A 22,877-nucleotide genomic window follows, 5' to 3' on the forward strand; every position below is an offset into this window, starting at 1 on the left:
CCCCTTTCATTAGCTTCCATTCATTGCACCAACCAGACACTTAAAATCACAACACAGCCCCAAATGACCGTATTTGACTACTGATTGTCCAACCATTATTCTTTTGCGACACTTGGGGTTAATGCAATTTCCAAGAGATTTGTGTTTAGGTTTAGGACGGTGTGTTTTATTGAGAGCTTTTAACTTCTGTCTTAACTCAGAAATTTCTCCTTCAATTTGAATCACACGATTCCGGCTAAGATTTGTTCCTCTATCCATTTCAGCCTTGAGAATTCTAATACGTCTCCTAATGGCCGTAACTTGTATAGTCTTAATGGCAGATTCATCTTTCATCAAAGCCCACCTCCTAGAGTCCTATTCTCACGGTTAGCCTTAAGGTGTAGTTCAAATAGTTGTTGTAGCAGCGATTCATGCTCGTTTTTCCACATCTTTCTTTCTTCCATAGCTTCAGCCTCTAACATTCTCAATTCCTCTACAGCTATTTCAGCGCGTGTTTCTTTATCTCCGGGCCCTGGTTCCATCTTGGCGCGAGCATAGGTGGATTTACGAAGTGCATATATCCGCCAATACTCACCCTCTCTCACAGCTGCCACACGTCCCATGAGCATATGTGCTTTAGTCAGTAGTTCAATCTTCATAATGTCCGCGCCCGGGGCATTCCCATCGTACTGATCAGCTTGGGCGCGTAGTGTCTTGATTTCCTTGATATACTGCTTGATATCAATGTCCATGATCGTGCTCTTTTGCTAGAATGATAGAATAACAATCATAATTGCAGCATACATTGCCATTAGGTAAGTGCAGATTTTTTTCGCCGGACTTTAGTAACCCTTCACATCCTGGACATAATGATTCTTTGAGATTTACTTTTACTCTTGGTTCAATCTCATCTAAAAAGGCTAGGTGTTCCTTCATCTTTTGCATTTCCATCTTGTAATGATGTAAAGGGACATCAATACAAAAATTATGATGTCGATCAAGAAGGTTCCTACGTCTTCTTATTTCCTTGGCTAATTCCACAACCCTCATTTGTTCAGTCGTTAATTCGATTTTAGAAAAGTCCACCTCTGTCTGAGGATGGTAATATGCAATTACCACTACAATTGCTGATAAATACGAATTACTCCATACAACTCCTTCTTCATGATCGTGAAAATAGGTATCGTAAAATGGTACGGCATAAGGATGTGTATTGCTGCCTTCATAAGGACGATACATATCCGCATGTGATATCATCATTGCGTTCGCCCCCATTGCATGTTAAACTACTTGTAATTAAATTTGTTATGTGCGTGACTGGCTCCCCGGCTCCTACCCCGGTGGGCTGTTTTTCATTTATACGACTTGCGGTTGATACATATTGCTTACGATACCGTTCCCGAAGTTTAGTTGAAGGAGCCGTTTCGATAAGTTGTTGCAGGTTCCCACAGACTCTTATGCGTTGTTTTCTGTTCATGATAAATCTCCTTTGTATTTATTGATAAAGTAACCAATACCCTTACCCGTGATCTTAGGGGTACGAGTCACCTTCATTCCTTCACTGGCGCTTCCGCGCTGCCCAACCTTAATTTCCATAATCTGCAGCTCCATGGATCGTTGTGTTGGCATGTTGTATTCTGATCCGGACTTAATTAGATATCCTCGCTCTCTCAGTTCTTTAAAGAGTCTGATTTCTCCGATATTAATTCCGTTCTGCTTTAGGATCTTGGCTAAATCAGCTATAAGCACTGAATCCTTAGAAACCTCTAACGCCTCCGCAAAAACTACCTTTGGACGATCTTCTTTAACCTTAGCCTCCAGAGCTCGCCGTGCTGAACGCTCTTCCTTTAGTTTTGTTGCTGCTTGAATCAGTAAATCAGGGTTATCTAGAAGCTCATCAGCAGCATACATCCCTGTGTTCCGTATGGATGGAAGCACTTCATCGAATATCCAGTGTTCAAACATTTCCGCCTTTGCTTTTATCACCTGACTACGTGATTGATCTGCGGCTTTAACGATCAAACGGTAAATATCACCTTCAGGAATCACTCTCGTTTCCTGATCTCCTCCATTTGTAGGGACACGGTAACTTACCGCCCCCTTGCAATGGGTCGATATTGCCTCGTAAGGTCTAGAATATTCCAACGCACTAGCAACATCGTTCCCTACAAAATGCGGTTTCCCTAGAATATCCACGGTCCGAATAGCCCCAAAGTCAGAATGATTAAATATTTGCAATCTGTTATCCATGCTGTCACATCCTTTCTAGTAGGTATTTCATTCCTTCTGTCGAATATTGGTAGTTGTCCAGACTCACTAATAACAATGAAAGGAGACTTCAATTTTGGGCGGTATGAAAAGATATCTTGAATCTCAAACAAAAAGAGACAAGATGCTAAACCCTTCGAAGCCACATTTTGATTTCGATATTGATTCGCTCCATCGAGATTACCGAAATAGTGACTATCAATACGAAATCTTGATTACTGAGATTAAAGCCTTTGAATCAGAGCTTAATGACGATGAAGAAGTTTGTGTCCGGTTGGCATCTTTCGGCCAGTCAATTCTTATGAGTGTTGTGGAAATTGGATATTCCGAGCCTTCAATTCTACTTTTTTATGGATATGTCGATGGCCAATATTCTCAACTCATCCAGCACATTAACCAATTGAGTTTTTTATTGATGGCCAGACCTAAGTCGGACCCAGATAAACCAGCACGCAGAATTGGTTTTGCGGTGTACGAAGAAGTTGATTAGTAAATCCCTTTACTTTTCAATTCCATACTTTGCTTAATGGCCCTATCCAAAGCTGCCGTTCCTGCGGCGGCTGTTCCTTTTTCAACTCGCTTTTGAATGAGTTCGAGCATGATTTCCCGTTCCTTCTGTAACTCTTCTTGGATGATCTCCCGAATACGCTGTTCGTCTACCCGGTTCATACCTCCACTCCTTCCAGTAAATCAAAAGAGGTTATATACCTTACTTCTAAGTCATCTATAAGTGCTAACACATTCAGACGATCATTATTGTAGATTCGAGCCCGATCGATGAAGTCTTGTAGTTGTCGTCTTGTGCAACCACGATCAAGACAGTTTTGTAATATTACATCTAAATCAGAACGTTTTTTATTCATTTACAACCTCCTTAAAATCCCGCATTTTCCTCACCGGCATAAAACCGATTGTGTTGTTTAGAATGATTGATAGAGCTAACGAGACTGTTCCTCAAGCCACAACTCCAAGAATCTTCGAGTTTCCCGTGCTGGAAAGTACCATTTACCACCGATTTTATGTTTAGGAAATCTTGAATCGTAGAAGAATGATTTATGAATTGATTCAATGCTCATGCATGTCCTACGTCTTAATTCATTCGTATCCCAGAAAACAAGTTCTGCATCTACTGCATTTACGAGTTCAAATATACGTTGTTTTATAAAATCTTTAGTTGCATCTTCATCAATTTGAACTGTTAGCATTAAATATCACCACACCCTCTTTATTGATAATTTAATTATCAATTAGGTTAAAAAAAACAATTGTAAATTATTGACGATAATTTATTTATCTATTATACTAGCGATAGATAATTTAATTATCGCTATTGGCATAATAAATAAGCCCGTCAAAATAATCAGGAAACAAATCTTCTGCTGATTGTTGAAAATAGCTTGATAACCGGAACATCAAGTCTCTGCCAGGAGTAAATGTTCCGTTCTCGATCATGCGAACATAAACAGTTGAAATGCGATTATCCACAGCCACTTGTGCTTGGGTACCTTTCAACTTACGACATTCCGAGAAGAAATGGCGCTTTGAAGACATTTCAATATGCACCTCCTTTGTACCTCTGATTATATTTGATAATTATATTATCGTCAATAAGTTTTTTGATATTTTATTTATCAATTCGTTGGAGGTTGTCGAAATGAGGATAGGTCAAACATTGACAGAATTAAGGATCAAGAAGGGTTGGACGCAAGATCAAATAGCAGAAGAGTTAGGTATTAAGCGCGCCCGTTATAATGCTTGGGAGAATAATATCGCTAAACCAGACATCGAATTCGTTGATAAACTTGCTGAAATTCACAAGGTGTCAACAGATTTTATTCTTGGAAGAAGCATGAATAATATCCCCGAATGGGCCAACTCAAAAGACATTAAGGATTTTAAAAAATTGCTTGAAGGCGAAGGTGCAATCATGTTTGATGGTGTGCCAATTGATGGAGAGTCACGACAACGTGTCATGGACATTCTAACAGGTTTATTTTGGGATGCGAAGAAAACGAGCAAGGAGAAGTTCACCAATAAACGCTATAAAAAAGATGATAATTAAGCGTGTAGAGGATGGTTCAAATTGCAGACAATCGTAGATAAACTCATACGAAAGTATCGTACTTTTTGTCCATTTCAAATCGCAAAAGGTCTAGGAATTAAAATAATTTTTGAGGATCTTGGCGAATCAACGAAAGGGATTTTTTATACCAAATTTCGTCAGAAGTACATTGTAATTAACAATCAACTAAGCCATGAATGGCAGCGCTTGATTTGTGCCCACGAATTAGGTCACAATATCCTACATGCGGGCACAAATCGTTTTTTTATTGATGATCATACCTTTCTTATTTCAGGAAAATACGAAAGACAAGCTAATATTTTTGCAGTAATGCTTCTAACTTCAATAGGCACCATAGAACAAGGAGAATCAATTTCTTCGTACTTTAGCAGAATAGAAGTCCCTAAAGAAATGGTTATTTATTATAAAGGTGCTTTTAATTAAGTATTTGCGCTCTCACCGCTGCAAAGCGGTTTAACATACACATAAATAGAACATAAGTTCTAACGGAGGTGTACTAATGGCAAATTTCAAGAAACATCCAACAGGATGGGAATTTCGATTAAAGTATAGAGACCCGATTACCCAAAAGATTAAAGAAAAGTCTCAAAGAGGTTTTGAAACAAAAAAAGAAGCGCAAATAGCTGCAGTAGCTTTTGAGAGAAAGTTAGCAGAAGGTTACGAGCAAAGCGATCTACCGTTATTGTCGTTTTTGAATGAATGGCTTCAGGAATATAAGGTGGGAACAATTCGAAAAAACACACTTATTCAGCATCAGAACAATATTAAAACTCATATTGCCCCATTCTTCCAATCGATTAAATTGACAGAGCTTAAGCCTATTCTTTATCAAAAATTCCTAAATCAATTGGCGGATAAGGGCTATAGTAAAAGCACTGTTGAGATTGTGCATAATACCATGAATAGTGCACTAGAGAAAGCTGTTACTATAGGAAAACTAGAGAAAAATCCGTGTAAGGGAGTCACAATAAAAGGTTCCGTAAAACCTAAAGGTTTAAAATTTATAGAATCCGAAAATATACCTGCGTTTCTTAGAGCTGCCCACCAATATGGTTATATTTATTGGATATTCTATCGTGTATTAATTGAAACGGGTATGAGAAAAGGTGAAGCTGCCGCGCTAACCTGGAATGATGTAGATCTCAAAACAGGTATGATAACCATTAACAAAACACTGGATTTTTCCGCTGATAGTGATGAGGAACTTTTCGGGGATACAAAGACTTTTAATTCAGAACGAACAATACAAATTAGCACATCTCTTATTCAAGATTTGAAACAACATTTTAAACATCAAAACCAGAATAAATTAGCTTGGAATGAGTTATATAAGCACAACTTAAATCTAGTACTTTGTAGAGATGATGGTAATTTCATGCCGAAATCCTCTCTATTCAATTCTTATTCGCGAATTTTGAAACGTATTGGTCTCCCAGCGATGCCGATCCATTCTCTTCGTCACACTCATGCTGTCCTTTTACTTGAGGCTGGTAACGATATGAAGTACGTACAAGAACGTTTAGGTCATGGTAGTATGAGAATCACTGCAGACATATACACACATATTTCAAAGAAAATAAATGAAAGCAGTATGGAGAAATTTGAAGCTCATATGAGAAGTATCCTCGAATGAAACTACATTTTTAGGGGGCATTACGGGGGCGCTCATAAACCTCTACAAAAAACCCTAACCTTACCCCCCACAGAAAAAAACCCTTAACGCTTAGAGCGCCAAGGGCTGATTCATTCTAGTAAAGAGTCATGTATTGCGCTCTTTCCCACTCGTGAACTTGTGTGCGATAGATATCCCATTCGATTTCTTTTAGCTCGTAGAAGTGAGCCAAAGCATGTTCGCCGAGAGCTTCGGTAATCACATGACTGCGGATCATTTCGCTAAGTGCTTCTTTCAAATCGGATGGCAAGCTTGGAATGCCTTCTTCGATACGCTCTTCTTCAGACATCACATAGATGTTACGGTCAATCGGAGCTGGAAGATCAAGCTTACGTTTAATTCCGTCTAGACCTGCTTTCAACATAACAGCAAGTGCAAGGTATGGGTTAGCTGCTGGGTCCGGGTTACGAACTTCAACACGTGTGCTAAGACCTCTAGAAGCCGGGATACGAATCATTGGGCTACGGTTACTTGCAGACCATGCTACGTAGCAAGGTGCTTCATAACCAGGAACAAGGCGTTTGTATGAGTTCACTGTTGGGTTAGTAATTGCTGCAAAAGCACGAGCGTGCTTCAAAATACCAGCCATGTAGTAACGTGCAGTTTTGCTCAGACCCAGCTTGTCGCTTTCGTCGTAGAACATGTTTTCTTTGCCTTTAAACAAGGATTGGTGAGCGTGCATACCCGATCCGTTGATACCGAACAATGGTTTAGGCATAAAAGTTGCATGCAGGCCGTGTTGACGGGCTACCGTCTTCACGACGAGCTTGAAGGTTTGAATTTGGTCAGCAGCAGTAATCGCGTCAGCATATTTAAAGTCAATCTCATGCTGGCCGGAAGCTACTTCATGGTGGGAAGCTTCGATTTCAAAGCCCATTTCTTCAAGGGTCAAGACGATTTCACGACGACAATTTTCCCCTAAATCTGTTGGCGCTAAATCGAAATAACCACCTTGGTCATTCAATTCCGTTGTAGGATTGCCTCTTTCGTCTGTCTTGAATAGGAAGAATTCAGGTTCTGGTCCAACATTCATAGCTGTGAAACCCATTTCTTCCGCTTCCTTCAGACAACGTTTGAGGATACCACGCGGGTCTCCGGCAAAAGGTGTACCATCTGGCATGTAGACGTCACAAATCAGACGAGCTACACGACTATCTGTCACCCAAGGGAAGATTACCCATGTATCTAGGTCAGGGAAGAGATACATATCAGATTCTTCAATCCGTACGTAACCTTCGATGGAAGAACCATCAAACATCATTTTGTTATCAAGTGCTTTTTCCAGTTGGCTAACTGGAATCTCTACATTCTTGATAGTACCTAATAGATCCGTAAATTGCAGACGAATAAAACGAACATTCTCTTCCTTGGCAATGCGTAAAATATCCTCTTTAGAAAAGCTCATGTGATCCTCTCCCTTTCGAACTTCTATATATTATTATTTATTAAAAAACCGGGATAACTCACCTTGAATTAGAGACACTTGTCCCGGTCTTTTACCGGAAACTAGTTCTTGCTTCAGCATTCGGTGAAGCTGGGAATCGGATAACTCTCTACGTCTAACCTCTGTATCAGGGGTAATAACAGTAGCTTCCTCGGATTCCTTAGAGACAGGATTCATTACTTGCTTAATGCCAGCAATATTAACACCCTTCTCAATCAGAGCTTTAATTTCTAATAGGCGCTCAACATCATTAAATGAGAACAAACGCTGATTCCCCGACGTACGTGCTGGTACGATCAGACTGTGCTGCTCATAATAACGAATTTGTCTCGCGGACAAATCTGTCAGCTTCATTACAATTCCAATAGGAAATAGTGCCATATTTCTGCGGATTTCATCACCCATGACTCATCCAACCTTCCAATGATCTTTTTCTGATCTCATTGTACATTTCCTAATACAGCGTGTCAATGGTATGTGAGATATTCTTACAGCAATTTTCTTTCACGCATAGTTTGAAGTGCCATCAAAACGCCATATTTAACATGTGAATAGGTTAATCCACCTTGCATATAGCCAATATAAGGAGCTCGTATAGGCGCATCTGCAGATAACTCCAAACTTCCACCTTGTATAAACGTACCTGCAGCCATAATAACAGGATGTTCATAACCTGGCATATCCCAAGGCTCTGGTACCACATGGCTGTCCACAGCCGCAGCACGTTGTATGCCCTGAACAAAGGCAATTAAGTGTTCTGGTCCATCAAAGGAAACCGCCTGAATCAAATCTGTACGAGGCTCATTCCACGCTGGCTTTGTCTCAAAACCGCAACGCTGAAATACGGATGCAGCAAAAACACTCCCTTTTAAAGCTTGTCCGACAGTGTGCGGAGCCATAAACAACCCTTGATAAAGCCCTCGAGTTGTTCCTAACATAGCCCCTACTTCACCACCTATGCCAGGAGCAGTTAATCGATAAGCTGCCAGTTCCACGAGATCCTGTCGGCCACAGATATAACCGCCCGTCTCAGCAATGCCTCCACCTGGATTCTTAATTAAGGAGCCAGCCACTAGATCTGCACCAACTTGAGGTGGCTCAAGCTCCTCAGTAAACTCACCATAACAATTGTCTACGAAGACAATCACTTCCGGTTTTAATACCTTTACCTTCGAAGTCATTTCACCAATTTCAGCTACCGTGAAAGAAGCACGCCAATCATATCCTCGAGATCTTTGGATACCTATCACTTTAGTATTTTCGTTAATAGCGAGAGCTACCTCATCCCAATCGATCTTACCATCTGCTGTAAGAGCGACCTCTCGATAAGTAATTCCGAAATCTGCGAGAGAACCTGTCCCATCCCCTAGGTGACCAATCACCTTATGTAAGGTATCGTACGGACGTCCTGTGATGTATAGCAGCTCATCTCCTGGACGCAGTACTCCAAACAGGGCTGTTGATATGGTATGTGTTCCTGAAGCGAAATGCGGGCGCACCAGAGCAGATTCCGCACCAAAAACGTCAGCATAGACAAGATCCAGCACTTCACGGCCACGGTCATTATACGCATACCCCGTTGAACCGGCAAAGTGAAAATCACTGACTTGATGACGCTGGAATGCTTCTATAACCTTCCACTGATTCTTATCTACAATACGATCAAGGGCTTTGACAGCGCCTTCTATTTCAACTTCTGCGGCCTCTGCCGCGCTCAAAATATCCTCTGCAAAAACTACCATTCGTTCTTATTCGCTCCTTACATTTACTTGCCATCATAATGACAGAAAGCGGCAGTAAACTGACGCTTTCTAGATTAGCTATTATTTTATACCTATAAACGAAGCATTTCACTTTAGGAATGACTGACAAGATTACTGCTGGTCTACAAAATCAGCAAGCATGTAACCCCATTTTTCATAATCCTCTTTATTAAGACGAACGTTATAGAGCACATCGTTCTCATCATAAGTTGTTTCCAAAACCTCTCCCACCCTGTAGAGCAAGGAAGAAATATCTCCCCGGTCTCCGGGAATGCGGAAATTGAGTGTGTCGCCAGCCAGTTCATCGGCGATCATATCGGTAATTCGAGTTAAATCTTCAGAATTAAATGCACTGATCTTCAAGTACCCTGTACCTGTAGGCAACATTTCCAGTTGCTCAGACTGACATAGATCAATTTTATTAAAAAGTACGATTTGCGGAGTACCAGATGCACCTAGATCCTGCAAGATGGATTGGACAATCTCCATCTGCTCCTCACGCATTGGCGAAGAGGCATCCACCACATGTAGCACCAGATTGGCCTCATTCACTTCCTCCAGCGTTGCACGGAAAGATGCGACAAGATCATGCGGAAGATTCTGAATGAAGCCTACAGTATCCGTAAGCACAACTTCTTTACCACCTGCTAGCTCAAGTACACGAGAAGTAGGGTCCAGTGTGGCAAACAACTGGTTTTCAATATAGACATCCGCATCGGTTAGTTGCTTAAGCAGCGTTGATTTCCCTGCATTCGTATACCCAACAAGTGCGACTTGCACCGCTCCTGCCTTGCGGCGACGCTCCCGATGCAGCTCACGAGTCTTAACAACCTCATCCAGCTGGCGTTTCAGCTCTGTAATCCGATCACGAATATGTCGGCGATCGGTTTCCAGCTTACTTTCACCCGGACCCCTGGTACCAATTCCTCCACCTAGTCTGGATAAGTTCTTCCCCTGGCCGGAAAGCCGAGGTAACAGATAGGACAATTGTGCCAGCTCTACCTGAATAATTCCTTCTCGCGTCTTCGCACGCCCCGCAAAAATATCCAGAATAAGCTGCGTCCGGTCAATAATCTTAAGATCCAGAGCCTCCTCAAGGTTCCGTACTTGGGCTCCGGACAATTCTTGATCAAAGATAGCTGTATTAGCGCCGAGAGCATCTGCAGCCATCCGTAGCTCTTCTACTTTACCTTTACCAATAAACCATCTAGAATCAGGCGTTTCCTTGTTTTGACGCAGCACATCCAGAACTTCAACTCCAGCTGTTTCAGCTAATTGCACTAATTCCTGTAGTGAAAGCTCCGGATCAATTCCGGTTCTTTTAATTTTATCTGTGACGAGACTTACCAATATCGCCCGATCTTGTACATCTGTTTCCGTATCATGCGTAGTTATTGCCATGTATGTCATGCTCCTTATGACGGTGATAGTATCCTGTAGTTCATAATTTGAAATCCTCAGTTCGAAGCGTCATTAATTCCTGCTTGCCAGGGCTGGTACTTTCATACTGGTTTAACAGTCTTACAGCCTGACCCCGAACAGCTTTCTCAATGGCGTTGCGAACATACCGCGCATTACTGAAAGCATGAAGACTCTCCGTCTTCTCTACTAACAAATGCTGCTTTAATTTGAGTATCGCCTGTGGCATCAAAATATAGTCGCGATCTTTAGCCATCAGTTCAGCAATTTGCAGCAGTTGATCGATCGTATAATCAGGAAATTCCACCTGTATCGGAAACCGTGAAGGCAATCCGGGATTGCTCATCAAAAAATACTCCATCTCTCCAGAGTACCCTGCTAAGATAAGTATAAATTGACTGCGATGATCCTCCATGGCCTTGACGAGCGTATCAATCGCTTCTTTTCCAAAATCCTTTTCTCCACCGCGAGCAAGGCTATAAGCCTCATCGATAAACAAAATACCGCCCAAAGCCTTTTTTACCAGGTCGCGAGTCTTCTGTGCAGTATGACCGATGTATTCTCCTACAAGGTCGGCTCTTTCCACCTCAATGAGATGTCCTTTGGTCAGTACACCCATACGCTGGAACAGCTTAGCTACGATTCTAGCCACGGTTGTCTTGCCAGTTCCGGGATTCCCTTTAAAAACCATGTGATAAGCTTGCCCGCCGCTTGCAAGGCCTGCCTCAGTTCGCATTTGAGCAATCTGTAACAAGGCGTAGATTTCAAAGACTAGCTCTTTGATATTGTCCAGACCCACTAAACCTTCCAATTCTTGCGTTAACTCTTGGAACAGGCTAGTGTGGCCGTGATTTTTGGGAGGTACCGGCCGACTCTCTCCAGAAGGGTTAGTTATAGCCGGAGGCTCTTGACTCCGCAATACAATATTGATTTGTCGGGACGGTCTTTCTTCTTCCCGTCCACTGGCCGCTGCTACGCGTCCGCTCATCGGTATCACCTCATTATCCAGGGCTGACTTCTCTAATCAAGTCTATTCCAGTAAATGAAGTGTTATTAGAAGATTCGGGATTTTTTGGACAAATCACAGGAATAGCTGCTGAAGCTTCCATTTCGTATAGGCTAGAACCTCACGTGTTTTATGTCTTGTCATCGATAGAACGGTGGATTCTGTAAGTCCCAGCTCAGAATTCACAAATCCAAGCTCGTCAGCAATTTCATGAGCCCGCCACCCATGATAAGTATGCGTAATGATTATTGCCGAAGACAAACCCTCACGTCCCATAATCTCTTTACTAAACAAAAGATTCTCGTAAGTGCTGGTAGCTTCATTTTCTACGTAAATGGCGCTATCTGGCACGCCTTTAGCAACCAAATAATTACGCATTCCTTGAGCTTCGGTGTATTGTAAATCAGGTTTATCTAAACCACCAGATACAATAAGATGCGGGAACATTCCTTCTTGAAAAAGCTTCAGCCCGTAATCCAGCCGTTCCTTCAGACCAGGGCTAGGCTCATCCCCCCACATCGACATGCCAAGAATGATCCCAACATCCGCCTTTTGCATAGGATCTGTCGTGGCAGCTTTGTTTATATTGTTTAACGCATAAGCACACCACAACAATCCAGCAATTACAATAAACGCTAAAGCAACAAACAACGTTCGTTTAGTCCAGAATTTTCGTTTTTTGGAAACAATCCGAATCGGGGAAGAACCTCTTCCGTAGACGTACCATTCCATTTCTTTATTTCCTCCTGAATTCTCCATGATGAAATAATTCGGCACGATGCTTCAAAGATAGTGAGAAATAAGGGAAAGCATGAGCATCGATGCCGCGTAAAATAGTATTGGCTGTCTCCCAGGCGAGTTTATAATCACTTTCGGAAATATCTTCCCTCTCCAGCGCTTCCTCTAATTCATCCTCATCAAGCAAGAACACCTCGCCGTTCCAAAGCACAACCACATCCAGATACAAATCATCAAACCATGGAACGCCTTGGTCTGTGACACCTTGAACCTTACAGGTGTCTATGTACCATTGAATGATATTTTGCCGTTCGTCGAACATAGCCGTCACAATATAGTGACTGTCTTTGGGGAAATATTGCAGCCAGGAATAACCTTTATCCGCAATACGATATGTATGCCGTCCATAGCTCTTCCACAGTGGTTCTTTCAGCCCGTAGATGGTATAAAGCGTAATATATCCGCTGAATTCCCGGCTCTCCACATAGCGGCAGGCAAAATGGCGACGCGTAATCCGGCGCCAGTTGGCCCGGTCTCCGAATTTACGTTTCATAGAAATTACCCTCTCCAGTATGGTTTCTTCAGCTTACCACATTTAGAGGATACACTCAAAACATCCCGCAAAATACAGCAAATTTTTATCACTGATCATAATAGAAACATATGGAGTTATAAAAAAGAAGCTGTCCCATAAGTAGCATTCGCTACTTTTGAGACAGCCTCAGGAAAAGAAAAGCTAACTTCATAAATTCAAAGCGTCACTATTGAACAGAAGTATCACCATTCACATTACTAGCCTCTTGATCAGGGCTTTGTGTTGCATTACCACTGTCATTCCCCGAACTTCCGCCTCCAGAAGGTACATCTGGCGGAGCGGTAGGTATCGGTGTTGCTGACGGTGGAGGCGTAGTGAACTCAGGCAAGGTTCCTGTTCCACCATTATTTCCGCTTCCATCGTTACCACCACCATTATTACCACCGTTGCCATTATCCCAGCCATTATCTCCACCATTCTCTGGGGTTGGTGTCGGGAGATTTGGATCAATGGTTGGCTCAGGTGTTGGCATCTCATCCTGCACAGCGACAGTTACCACATTCGATGGTTCACTTTCTACTTGGGTTGCAGGATCGTAGGAAGTAACATAATACTCGTAAACCAGACCAGGCATAGCACTAAAGTCTCCTGCACTAGTCGTGACCGTATTTAACAGTAAACCGAAATCAGCCTCGGATGTCTCCCTACGATAAATACGATATTCTACACCTGCAACAGGAACTGCCTGCCAGCTTAGATTTACTGTCATCGTAGATGGATCATAAGCTGCAGTAAGTCCACTAACATTCTTAGCTGGCTCAGGTGTTTCTGTAGGTGCAGGAGGGATTTCATTGTCCGGCTGTGGGAAGGACTTCTTAGGAACATCCCTTAACGCTTCCTCCATCACCTTACCCCAGAATGCTGCGGCAAGCCCACTGCTATTCTTAAGCAGATGTTTCTTGCTTGGCTTGTCATAACCCATCCACACCGCAGCTGTCCATTCAGGTGTGTAGCCCACAAACCAAACATCACGGTTTGAGCTGATTCCAGAATATCCACTTTGAGTCGTACCAGTCTTACCAGCAACTGGACGATCAATCCTAGCTTTTCTGCCCGTACCACTCTCTACAACCTTTTGCATCATCTCGGTCATTTGATAAGCCGTCTCCTGACTCATAACACGCTCAGGTGAAATATTTGCTTTGAAGACGGTCTCTCCACTACTATCAGTGATCGATTTAATGGAATACGATTCTCGAAGTTCACCGCCATTTGCAAAAGCACTGTAGGCTTGTGCCATTTCCAGTGTATTCGTTCCTTTGCTCATGCCACCGAGAGCCAATGAGAGGTTCTTGTCCTCATCTTCCAGTCCAATCCCCAATTTCTTAGCAAACTTAAATCCGGTATTCACTCCAATTTCATTAAGCAACCAGACCGAAGGAATATTCTCTGATTTCTGTATAGCATCACTCATACTGATACTCTTGGAATACCCGTGAAGGTTAGTTGGACAGTAGTTAGAAAAACACTGCTTCTCGTTGCTTAACGTAGAATACATGTCGTACTTTCCAGTTTCCAGTGCTGGAGCATAAGCAACGATTGGTTTAAAGGCTGAACCTGGAGAACGTCGGCTGCCATTTACACGGCTGTAGCCTTTTTTCTCATAATTCCGTCCACCTAGAAGTGCGACAATGCCGCCATTCTCCTGATTCACGATGGTCATAGAACCTTGTACCAGCTCATCGTCTACACTCTTCTCGAAGTTATCACTGTCTGCAAAAGCATCCTCTACGGTTTCTTGAGCGTGCTTATCCATGGTAGTGTAAATCTTGTAACCACCAATATTCAGGTCATCTTCGGATAGTCCAAACTTTTCTTCTGCTTCTTCCACTGCGAAGTCAATAAAAGCTTGATAACGCTGTTTCTTTTCAGGTGGCTTATAATTATAATCCACGGCTTGTGCTTCGTCTCTCTCTTGCTCCGTAATATAACCTTGTTCATTCATAAGCTGAAGTACTACTGCGCGTCGTTCCTTTGAAAGCTCTGGATTACGCAGAGGGTTATAACGCGACGGCCCCTTAGGCATCGCAGCCAATGTCGCAATTTCCCAAACCTTCAGATCATTCAGATTACTCTTACCAAAATATCTTTCCGATGCTGCTTTAATTCCGTAGACCGTACCCCCAAAGTTTATTCGGTTCAGGTACATCGTAATGATCTCTTCTTTAGATTTCTGGTTCTCCAATGCTACAGCAATGGACACCTCAGTGGCTTTACGGAAAAATGTTTTATCCCGTGTCAAAAAGATGTTTTTGGCCAACTGCTGAGTAATGGTACTACCACCTTCTACCATGCTGCGTGCAGCAATATCTTTTACCGCTGCCCGGCCGATTGACCATAAATCCACACCAGAATGCTCAAAGAAGCGTTTATCTTCAGTAGCCACAAAGGCATTGATCAATAACGGTGGAATCTTCTCATACTCTACAGGATCACTTTTCTCAAGCGATAATTCACCGATTAAATTAGCATTGCGGTCATATACTTTTGTCGTTTCATTAACAGTTAGCTTATCTTGGTTCTCTAGGAGTAGTTTTTGCCCATTCAGCATAATGAACAGATAACCGCCAAGCGCACAGAAAATGGCCAAAGCTGTAGCAAAGAACAAGCTCCACAGCACACGCTTTTTAGTCAAAAACTTCTTTTTCTTCTTACTTTTCGGTTTTGGTTTTGAATTGGAACTGGACGATCCTCTATTTCTATTGTTGTTCGTCCTTGATGTATCATCTCTAGACATGATGCCTCCTGACTCCCTTCCTTGAATAAATCATGTATGGACTTCTCTGAATGAAAAGAACAACCTTCTCAGGTTGCTCTCTCACACTCTATTCAAACGATTTATTAACAAGAAAGGTTTCACTTCAATTTTGTTAATGTTATTCTTCGTTACTATTGTCCTGCATAAGCGACACACTGCGCTGTGGTGTAAAGGTGGAAATCGCGTGCTTATACACCATTTGCTGGCGTCCATCACTGTCAATAACGATTGTAAAATTGTCGAATGCTTTAATAATTCCCCGGATTTGAAAGCCGTTGGTCAAATATACTGTAGCAGGGATATTTTCTTTGCGTAGTTGGTTCAAGAATGTATCTTGGATGTTAATGGACTTGTTCATATGACGTACCCCCAATGGTTCAATTATATTGTTCAGAAGTATATTCAAGACCTGAGAGAAACTTTCCTGCTATTATAGCACGTATTTTCGAGAAATTCTCAGAAAAGTTTTGCTCACCTTCGACATCGATCCACTCGATTTCCTTCATGTGGCGAAACCATGACAACTGTCTTTTGGCGAATCGGCGAGTATCGCGTTTAAGCAGTATCACAGCCTCCTCAAGCGTCAGTTCCCCTGCGAGGTAAGCGGCAATTTCCTTGTAGCCCAATCCCTGCATGGACACAAGGCTTCTGCTGTAGCCGTTTTCCAGCAGTCCCTTCACCTCAGCAACAAGACCATCCGCAAGCATGCTATCAATTCGGTCCTCAATACGTTTATATAGTATTTTCCGGTCCATTGTCAAACCGATAAGGCATAAGTCATAGGGCGACTCCTTCTTTTGAGCTGCATGAGAAGCGGAAAGTGTGGTATTTGTCTGGTGATGAATTTCCAGTGCCCGTATAATTCTCCGACGGTCATTCGGATGCAATTTCGCTGCACTGACCGGATCAACGGCTTCAAGTCTGGCATGCAGTGCAAGCGCTCCATGTTCTTCTGCAAATTGATCCTGTTCTTTCCGGAAAGCTTCGTCAGCCACAGCTTCAGAGAATTGAAAACCGTAACACAAGGACTCAATATAGAGACCCGTTCCACCAACAATAAATGGAAGTTTCCCACGACTGCTTATCTCCTCGATAAGTCTGCTCCCTTGTTCCTGAAATTCAGCAGCAGAATATGGGTCCTGTGGATCATGAATGTCGATTAGGTGGTGAGGAATTCCCATCATCTCAGCTGGAGTAATCTTAGCTGTACCAATATCCATACCACGATAAACCTGCATCGAATCGCCAGAAATAATCTCTGCGTTATATGCAGCCGCAAGCTCCAAACTTAACCTGGTTTTACCTACAGCTGTTGGTCCTAGTAAGACTAGAACCTTATGTCTCTCTTTAGTTGTCAATGTGTATCACCCCGTACGATGTTTTGGAGTTGCTCCGGAGCAGCTCTGTAAAGCCCAGCCTCTCGAATTCGCCGCTCAGAGCCTTTTCTTTCAAAAGAACAGTTTTACGAGCAACTCTCACTGCCTCAGCTACACTCTCTGGTGATAACGCTGCACGATTAGCAAACTGCCGCAACGGGGAAATCGAAGCTGAACCAGTCAGTGGCACGCGGAACATCGGATCGAAGTACACAATATCTATACTTCGATCCGGTTGCGCACGTAAGTAGTCTAAATGTTCACTATGCACGACATTAATTCTACGCAAGGCCTCATTTACCCTTACTTGTCCAGAGGTATAGTGCCGCATCCCTTCATAGAGCAGTGCGTACAGCGGCAATGAGCTCTCCAGAGCGGTTATCACCGAGGACTCCCCCCCATGCACAGCAAACAGCAAGGAATCAGCGCCTAGACCCGCTGTACAATCTAGTACGCTATCTCCGGGAAGCATTCGAGCAGCGACAAGCATCGGTTCTATATCACCCTTCAGAATCCGTTTCGCACGAACGAAACCCATGCTTGGGTGAAACTCCATTGGCTCCATCCCTAAACGGTGTAAACGAACGGCTTCTTGAGAAATAATTAGTATATCCTCATCTCCGTAATGTTCCACCATCTTGGGTATGGAGAATTTCTCGCGTGGAGCGTATTTACAGCCCGTTCTCTCTGCGAGATGCTGAGCTCGCTCTACAATTTCCATTATCGGGCTATAACCCGTAGTTATAATCATGTTGCCTCCAGTCATACTTACAACAAATTTCTAATCGTACAATTACATCACCCGTTTGAACAATTTCTCTAAATCATAGGATGAAAAAGAAATCACAATCGGACGCCCATGTGGACAAGTATACGGCTGTCTGCATACTGCCAGACGAGACAACAACGCCTCGACTTCCTGTTCTGTTAGTTTCTGGTTGGCTTTGATGGAGGCTTTACACGAGCATAGAATAGACGATTTCTCTCGTAGCTTTGCTAGGTCAATCAATCGTTCACTCAAGACCCACTCCGCCATTTCTTCTACGATCGCTTTCTCCTCGCCTTCAGGAAACCAATACGGCAAAGATCGAATCAGAAAAGTCTGACCTCCAAAATGTTCTAGGTACACTCCAGCCTGCTGAAACCAATGTAGACGTTCACTAAGCTGACGACTTTCCGAAGGCGTGAACTCAAGCGTAATTGGCAAAAGCAGATCCTGAGAAGCGTCTTCAGGACGACCGAACTTCTCGTAAAAAAACTCGTAATTTATGCGTTCGTGAGCCGCATGTTGATCAATGAGATACAGCCCGCCGTCATTCTGAGCGATAATATAAGTCCCATGATGCTGTCCGATATAATTTAGTTCCGGGAAGGCAGGAAGCCCAGCTTCTTCCTCGGCTGGCGGTGCCCATATCGCTTGCGCAGAAAGAATCGGCTTGGGCGAGCTTAAATTCTCTTGCGGGCGATAGCTATTAGTATAATTGTTGCTTACATTATTTTGACGTCCTTGCGAAGAGGAAGACTGGTATCCTGACCCATAGGATGGAGCCGTTTCACGGGTCATCGGAGTATCAATCTGCCCCTCTTTTCTGAACTCACTGGCGCTCTGCTCAACATTTGATGGTTGTTGTCTACTAAAGGAACTACCAGATCCCTGAGGAACTGAATCCTTGCCTACCTCAGACGGTGGGGGTGCCGGAACTGACCCTTTAGAAAAAGCAAACTGCTCCTGTATAAATGAACTGCTGCCCTTTGGCCCAATGCTTTCTTTACCTGGACGCGGGATCAAACTTTGCCCTAACAACACTTTACGAATTTCTTGTTCAACAAACGTGTATAGCTCGTTCTCCTTACTAAACCGAACCTCCAGCTTAGCTGGATGAACATTGACATCCACAAGTGAAGGATGCATGTCCAGTTCGAGCACCAGCAGTGGATAGCGGTTAATCGGAAGCAAAGTATGATAAGCACGCATGATCGCTGCGTTCAGACCATTGCTGCGAATATATCGTCCTCCCACAATGGTAGTGACAGCGTTTCGATTTGAGCGTGTCCATTCCGGACGACTTATATAACCAGAAATACGATAATCCAAGTCCTCTGCCGTAATCGGCAGCATAGCCTTGGCTGCGGAGGTTCCGTACACCGCTGCGATCACTTGCAGCAGATCACCATTACCAAGCGTGTGCAGCAGCTGATTGCCATTATGATGCAAGGTAAAAGAGATTCCCGGATGGGCAAGCGCCATTCGATACATGGCATCCGATATATGACCAAGCTCTGTCTGGATACTCTTCATATATTTCAGCCGTGCCGGTGTGTTAAAAAATAATTCACGCACCGCTAGATCGCTCCCGCGGCCCGAAGGGGAATCCTCATTCCGAATTAAATTACCACCCTCAATATCAATCAGGCGTCCTTTGCCGTCATCGGCAGTAGCCGTTAGAAGAGAGACTTTGGATACCGCAGCAATACTGGGGAGTGCCTCACCACGGAACCCTAAGCTAGTGATCTGGAATAGATCACGCCCATTAGCGATTTTACTTGTGGCATGACGATAAAAGGCGGTCTCACAATCCTCAGGCTCGATCCCCGAGCCGTTATCTTTTACTCGGATGCTCTGTAAACCGCCCTCCTCCACCGAAACCTCAATCCTTGTGCTTCCTGCGTCAATAGCATTCTCAACTAGCTCCTTCACAACAGAAGCTGGTCGCTCTACAACTTCACCTGCAGCAATCTGGTTGGCAATATGCTCGTCCAATATATGAATTTTGGCCAATTTCATTCACCTCTTATTTAGGCAATCAATAATTAAAGATCCTTTGCTTTCATCTTCAGGTCGTTCAGCAGACTCATAGCTTGAAGCGGAGTCATATTCATAAGGTCTGCGTTACGCACAGAAGTGATGAATTCTTTTATCGCAGGATCCTCTTGTACTTCAGTTACTACAGCCGACTGATTCGCACTACCTTTCCGATTCTTACGCGGTTCTTCCTCGCCAAAGATAGACAGTTGAACTACTTCATCTGCTATTGATGAATAGGAGTCCGCAGGAATGCCCGAAGTTTCTGCGATGACATTTTCGGGTTGTTGGATAGATGTAGTTGCGATCTCTTTTGCAGCGGCCTGACTTTCTAGTCCACCCCCATAATGAATAGAGGAACCACCTGGATGAGCCGACTGCTCGATACTCTGAAGCAGACCGTAAGCACGATCAATGATCCCTTCAGGAAGCCCTGCTAGGCGTGCACAATAAATCCCATAGCTACTGTCTGCCGCTCCCGGAACAAGCTTACGCAGGAAGTTTACTTTATCCCCGCTCTCCTGTACGGCCATAGAGTAATTCTTAAGCCCCTTAAGACTTTCTTCCAAGTGGGCCAATTCATGAAAGTGCGTCGAAACTAAAGCTTTACAAGAAATGGTATCATGCACATACTCAATTACCGCTTGTGCGATCGCCATGCCCTCACTGGTCGAGGTTCCTCTTCCAAGCTCATCAATAATAATCAAACTCCTGGCTGTTGCTTTTTCTGTCATGACCTGAATGTCGGCCATTTCTACCATAAACGTACTCTGACCTCCGATCAAATCATCAGCTGCCCCAATACGTGTAAAGATTCGATCAATAAGCGGAACTTCCGCACTGGCGGCCGGAACAAAACAGCCAATTTGAGCCATAATACAAATAAGTGCAACCTGCCGCATATAAGTACTTTTCCCAGCCATATTAGGACCGGTGATCAAAAGAATATTTCCTTCTTCCTTACTTAGCGTGCTTCCGTTTGCTATAAATGCCGAATCCTTTAACACAGCCTCCACGACAGGATGACGACCACCTTCAAGCCGGAGACCGTACCCATCCGATAGGACAGGTTTTACGAAGCGATGCTCGGCACTGACGGCTGCCAGACATTGATACACATCAATCTCAGCTACCTTTTCCGCAAGATTCTGCAGTCGCGGAATTTGGCCGCTGATTCGATCACGCAGTTCAGTAAACAGGCTGTACTCCAAATCTGTCATTTTATCTTGCGCTTCAAGAATCAGTGCCTCTTTCTCTTTAAGCTCAGGTGTAACAAATCGCTCTGCATTTGCAAGCGTCTGTTTACGTTCATAACGCCCTTCCGGCAACGAAGCCAGATTGGATTTGGTGATCTCTATGAAATAACCGAAGATTTTGTTATAGCCGATCTTCAGTGATTTGATACCTGTGGCTTGCCGTTCTTTCGCTTCCAGTTCGGCGATCCAACGTTTACCATTACTGCTAGCTTCCCGCAGTTCGTCCAACCTGGCATGATAACCAGAACGGATAATCCCTCCGTCTCGCACGGACACCGGCGCATCTTCAACAATTGCTCGATCTATATCCTCCCGTATCTCGGCACATTCATCCATGCTAGCACCGATCTCGCGTAAGGTTGCAGATCCCGAAGTCATACATAATTCCTTCAAAGCAGGGATTTGTGCCAGCGATAGCTTTAAGGCATTCATGTCACGACCATTCGCGCTACCAAAGGCAATACGACCTACCAGCCGCTCTAAGTCATAAATTTCCTTCAACGCTAAACGCAGGTCCTCTCGAACAATAAACTGATTGTACAAATAATCAACTGCTTCTAGGCGACGTTCGATCGGAGCGCGCTGCAACAGCGGTTTATCTATTCTGCGACGTAACAATCGCGCACCCATGGATGTTTCGGTACGGTCTAGCAGCCACAGAAGAGATCCTTTTTTAGAACGTTCTCGGACCGTCTCTGTCAGCTCCAGATTCCGGCGTGTGAAGGGATCAAGAATCATATAATTACCTGGTTCATAAGGAGAAATTTGACTAAGTTGTCCCATTGAACGCCGTTGCGTCTCGTTTAGATAGGAGATTAGCAGCGCTAGACATTGTCCACGTTCTTTCTCCAGACGAACCCATGCGGCTTCACCGAATTGTCTACGTGCCAGCTCCTCCTCACGTTTCTCCCAAGGTGTGTACACAACAGGTTTCGCCAACAGAGGCGTTTCACTACGTAAAAGCTCCAATAACGTCGGGTCCCCGATGATCTCAGCCGGTTCATAAATGCCAATCTCATCGCGCAGCCACTCTGCACCAGATAAAACTGAAGTAACATACAATTCACCTGTAGTTAAATCACATGCAGCTAATGCCATCATCCCATCACTTTCGGTTACACAAACAAGATAATTGTTGCTTTTGTCGGCAATGATTTTTCCATCCATAACCGTTCCAGGTGTCACGACACGTACGATATCCCGCTTCACCATTCCCTTTGTGACAGAAGCATCCTCTAACTGTTCACAAATAGCGACTTTATATCCTTTTTCAATCAGGCGTTGAATATAACCCTCGGCGGCGTGATAAGGTACTCCACACATCGGGATCTTCTCTGCGCCCCCGCCTTCGCGACCTGTCAACGTAATTTCAAGCTCCTTGGAAGCCAAAATGGCATCTTCAAAGAACATTTCATAGAAATCGCCCAGTCTAAAAAATAGGAAGGCATCCTTTGCCCCTTCCTTCACTTTTAAATATTGCTCAATCATCGGCGTATATTGTGCCATGGTCAACCTCCAAGCCTATTTATTGCTGTCCTCCATTATAACAGAAAGTAGGCCAAGCAAAAACGCCTTCGGCGTCCCTTTAAGGACGTTAAGCGTTTGTGCGAGAAATATAAGGATTATGTATAGGGTGAAACTTATACTATCTTAAATTTGTACAAAGTCACCCTGCAACCGCATAGAAGTTCATTCTTCTCGATCCTCAGACAAAAAA

The 22,877-nt window shown here is 43.6% G+C and carries 24 protein-coding genes; 4 read left to right on the plus strand and 20 right to left on the minus strand.

Annotation, left to right across the window (positions count from 1 at the left end):
• Nucleotides 1–9: 9 nt before the first annotated feature.
• The 4 genes from MHB64_RS17370 to MHB64_RS17385 form a co-directional block, all read right to left on the minus strand.
• On the minus strand, nucleotides 10–333 hold the full coding sequence (locus tag MHB64_RS17370) for a hypothetical protein (RefSeq protein ID WP_280787637.1): 324 nt from the start codon (nucleotides 331–333) through the stop codon (nucleotides 10–12).
• Nucleotides 333–731, minus strand: coding sequence for a hypothetical protein (locus MHB64_RS17375; RefSeq protein WP_280787638.1), 399 nt, complete (start codon nucleotides 729–731; stop codon nucleotides 333–335). Before MHB64_RS17375 ends, MHB64_RS17370 begins: the two co-directional genes overlap by 1 nt.
• The gene (locus MHB64_RS17380; RefSeq protein ID WP_280787639.1) at nucleotides 721–1,239 is read right to left on the minus strand and encodes a hypothetical protein; all 519 of its coding nucleotides are present in this window, start codon (nucleotides 1,237–1,239) and stop codon (nucleotides 721–723) included. The genes MHB64_RS17375 and MHB64_RS17380 overlap by 11 nt, the downstream gene beginning before the upstream one ends.
• Nucleotides 1,240–1,452: 213 nt before the next feature.
• Nucleotides 1,453–2,229 (minus strand): phage antirepressor KilAC domain-containing protein, encoded by a 777-nt coding sequence (locus MHB64_RS17385; protein ID WP_341135016.1) that lies wholly within the window; start codon nucleotides 2,227–2,229, stop codon nucleotides 1,453–1,455.
• Between the two features lie 103 nt (nucleotides 2,230–2,332).
• Here MHB64_RS17385 and MHB64_RS17390 point away from each other — a divergent pair, with 103 nt between their 5' ends.
• Nucleotides 2,333–2,737: a DUF6173 family protein gene (locus MHB64_RS17390; RefSeq protein WP_280787708.1), complete on the plus strand. Its 405-nt coding sequence runs from the start codon at nucleotides 2,333–2,335 to the stop codon at nucleotides 2,735–2,737.
• Here MHB64_RS17390 and MHB64_RS17395 read toward each other — a convergent pair.
• The 3 genes from MHB64_RS17395 to MHB64_RS17405 all read right to left on the minus strand — a co-directional run bounded on the left by MHB64_RS17395 (nucleotide 2,734) and on the right by MHB64_RS17405 (nucleotide 3,798).
• Complete coding sequence (locus MHB64_RS17395; protein ID WP_280787642.1) at nucleotides 2,734–2,916, minus strand: hypothetical protein; 183 nt, start codon at nucleotides 2,914–2,916, stop codon at nucleotides 2,734–2,736. The two genes, MHB64_RS17390 and MHB64_RS17395, sit on opposite strands and share 4 nt — an antisense overlap.
• Nucleotides 2,913–3,110, minus strand: coding sequence for a hypothetical protein (locus MHB64_RS17400; protein ID WP_280787643.1), 198 nt, complete (start codon nucleotides 3,108–3,110; stop codon nucleotides 2,913–2,915). The genes MHB64_RS17395 and MHB64_RS17400 overlap by 4 nt, the downstream gene beginning before the upstream one ends.
• Nucleotides 3,111–3,564: 454 nt before the next feature.
• Nucleotides 3,565–3,798: a helix-turn-helix transcriptional regulator gene (locus MHB64_RS17405; protein ID WP_280787645.1), complete on the minus strand. Its 234-nt coding sequence runs from the start codon at nucleotides 3,796–3,798 to the stop codon at nucleotides 3,565–3,567.
• A gap of 103 nt (nucleotides 3,799–3,901) precedes the next feature.
• Between MHB64_RS17405 and MHB64_RS17410 the strand changes: the two genes are divergently transcribed.
• The 3 genes from MHB64_RS17410 (at nucleotide 3,902) to MHB64_RS17420 (ending at nucleotide 5,963) form a co-directional block, all read left to right on the plus strand.
• Entirely contained in the window at nucleotides 3,902–4,309 is a 408-nt protein-coding gene (locus tag MHB64_RS17410; protein ID WP_280787646.1) for a helix-turn-helix domain-containing protein, read from the plus strand.
• A 21-nt stretch (nucleotides 4,310–4,330) separates the two neighbouring features.
• Entirely contained in the window at nucleotides 4,331–4,753 is a 423-nt protein-coding gene (locus MHB64_RS17415) for an ImmA/IrrE family metallo-endopeptidase (protein WP_280787647.1), read from the plus strand.
• 76 nt (nucleotides 4,754–4,829) lie between these two features.
• Nucleotides 4,830–5,963 carry a site-specific integrase gene (locus MHB64_RS17420; protein WP_280787648.1) on the plus strand — a complete coding sequence of 378 codons (1,134 nt, stop codon included), beginning with the start codon at nucleotides 4,830–4,832 and terminating at the stop codon, nucleotides 5,961–5,963.
• A 115-nt stretch (nucleotides 5,964–6,078) separates the two neighbouring features.
• Here MHB64_RS17420 and glnA read toward each other — a convergent pair whose 3' ends face one another.
• The 13 genes from glnA to mutS all read right to left on the minus strand — a co-directional run bounded on the left by glnA (nucleotide 6,079) and on the right by mutS (nucleotide 22,666).
• Complete coding sequence (gene glnA / locus MHB64_RS17425) at nucleotides 6,079–7,407, minus strand: type I glutamate--ammonia ligase (RefSeq protein ID WP_042128352.1); 1,329 nt, start codon at nucleotides 7,405–7,407, stop codon at nucleotides 6,079–6,081.
• 33 nt (nucleotides 7,408–7,440) lie between these two features.
• Nucleotides 7,441–7,851 carry a MerR family transcriptional regulator gene (locus MHB64_RS17430; RefSeq protein WP_042128355.1) on the minus strand — a complete coding sequence of 137 codons (411 nt, stop codon included), beginning with the start codon at nucleotides 7,849–7,851 and terminating at the stop codon, nucleotides 7,441–7,443.
• An 83-nt stretch (nucleotides 7,852–7,934) separates the two neighbouring features.
• Nucleotides 7,935–9,188, minus strand: coding sequence for a methionine gamma-lyase family protein (locus MHB64_RS17435; RefSeq protein WP_094875166.1), 1,254 nt, complete (start codon nucleotides 9,186–9,188; stop codon nucleotides 7,935–7,937).
• Between the two features lie 132 nt (nucleotides 9,189–9,320).
• Nucleotides 9,321–10,610 carry a GTPase HflX gene (hflX, locus tag MHB64_RS17440; protein ID WP_341135017.1) on the minus strand — a complete coding sequence of 430 codons (1,290 nt, stop codon included), beginning with the start codon at nucleotides 10,608–10,610 and terminating at the stop codon, nucleotides 9,321–9,323.
• Nucleotides 10,611–10,650: 40 nt separating this feature from the next.
• Entirely contained in the window at nucleotides 10,651–11,616 is a 966-nt protein-coding gene (locus MHB64_RS17445; protein WP_042188887.1) for an AAA family ATPase, read from the minus strand.
• A 93-nt stretch (nucleotides 11,617–11,709) separates the two neighbouring features.
• Nucleotides 11,710–12,366 (minus strand): YdcF family protein, encoded by a 657-nt coding sequence (locus MHB64_RS17450; protein WP_094868913.1) that lies wholly within the window; start codon nucleotides 12,364–12,366, stop codon nucleotides 11,710–11,712.
• 4 nt (nucleotides 12,367–12,370) lie between these two features.
• Nucleotides 12,371–12,925 carry a DUF402 domain-containing protein gene (locus MHB64_RS17455; RefSeq protein ID WP_042128364.1) on the minus strand — a complete coding sequence of 185 codons (555 nt, stop codon included), beginning with the start codon at nucleotides 12,923–12,925 and terminating at the stop codon, nucleotides 12,371–12,373.
• A gap of 208 nt (nucleotides 12,926–13,133) precedes the next feature.
• On the minus strand, nucleotides 13,134–15,704 hold the full coding sequence (locus MHB64_RS17460) for a transglycosylase domain-containing protein (protein ID WP_094868912.1): 2,571 nt from the start codon (nucleotides 15,702–15,704) through the stop codon (nucleotides 13,134–13,136).
• A gap of 139 nt (nucleotides 15,705–15,843) precedes the next feature.
• Entirely contained in the window at nucleotides 15,844–16,083 is a 240-nt protein-coding gene (hfq, locus tag MHB64_RS17465) for an RNA chaperone Hfq (RefSeq protein ID WP_042128368.1), read from the minus strand.
• A gap of 19 nt (nucleotides 16,084–16,102) precedes the next feature.
• The gene (gene miaA / locus MHB64_RS17470; protein ID WP_076283510.1) at nucleotides 16,103–17,083 is read right to left on the minus strand and encodes a tRNA (adenosine(37)-N6)-dimethylallyltransferase MiaA; all 981 of its coding nucleotides are present in this window, start codon (nucleotides 17,081–17,083) and stop codon (nucleotides 16,103–16,105) included.
• Entirely contained in the window at nucleotides 17,073–17,852 is a 780-nt protein-coding gene (locus MHB64_RS17475) for a class I SAM-dependent methyltransferase (protein ID WP_094868910.1), read from the minus strand. The genes miaA and MHB64_RS17475 overlap by 11 nt, the downstream gene beginning before the upstream one ends.
• A gap of 42 nt (nucleotides 17,853–17,894) precedes the next feature.
• Entirely contained in the window at nucleotides 17,895–19,880 is a 1,986-nt protein-coding gene (gene mutL / locus MHB64_RS17480; RefSeq protein ID WP_341135018.1) for a DNA mismatch repair endonuclease MutL, read from the minus strand.
• A gap of 32 nt (nucleotides 19,881–19,912) precedes the next feature.
• Entirely contained in the window at nucleotides 19,913–22,666 is a 2,754-nt protein-coding gene (gene mutS / locus MHB64_RS17485; protein ID WP_341135019.1) for a DNA mismatch repair protein MutS, read from the minus strand.
• Nucleotides 22,667–22,877 lie beyond the last annotated feature (211 nt).

The organism is Paenibacillus sp. FSL K6-2859 (assembly GCF_038008265.1).
GTDB lineage: Bacteria > Bacillota > Bacilli > Paenibacillales > Paenibacillaceae > Paenibacillus_AQ > Paenibacillus_AQ nitricinens.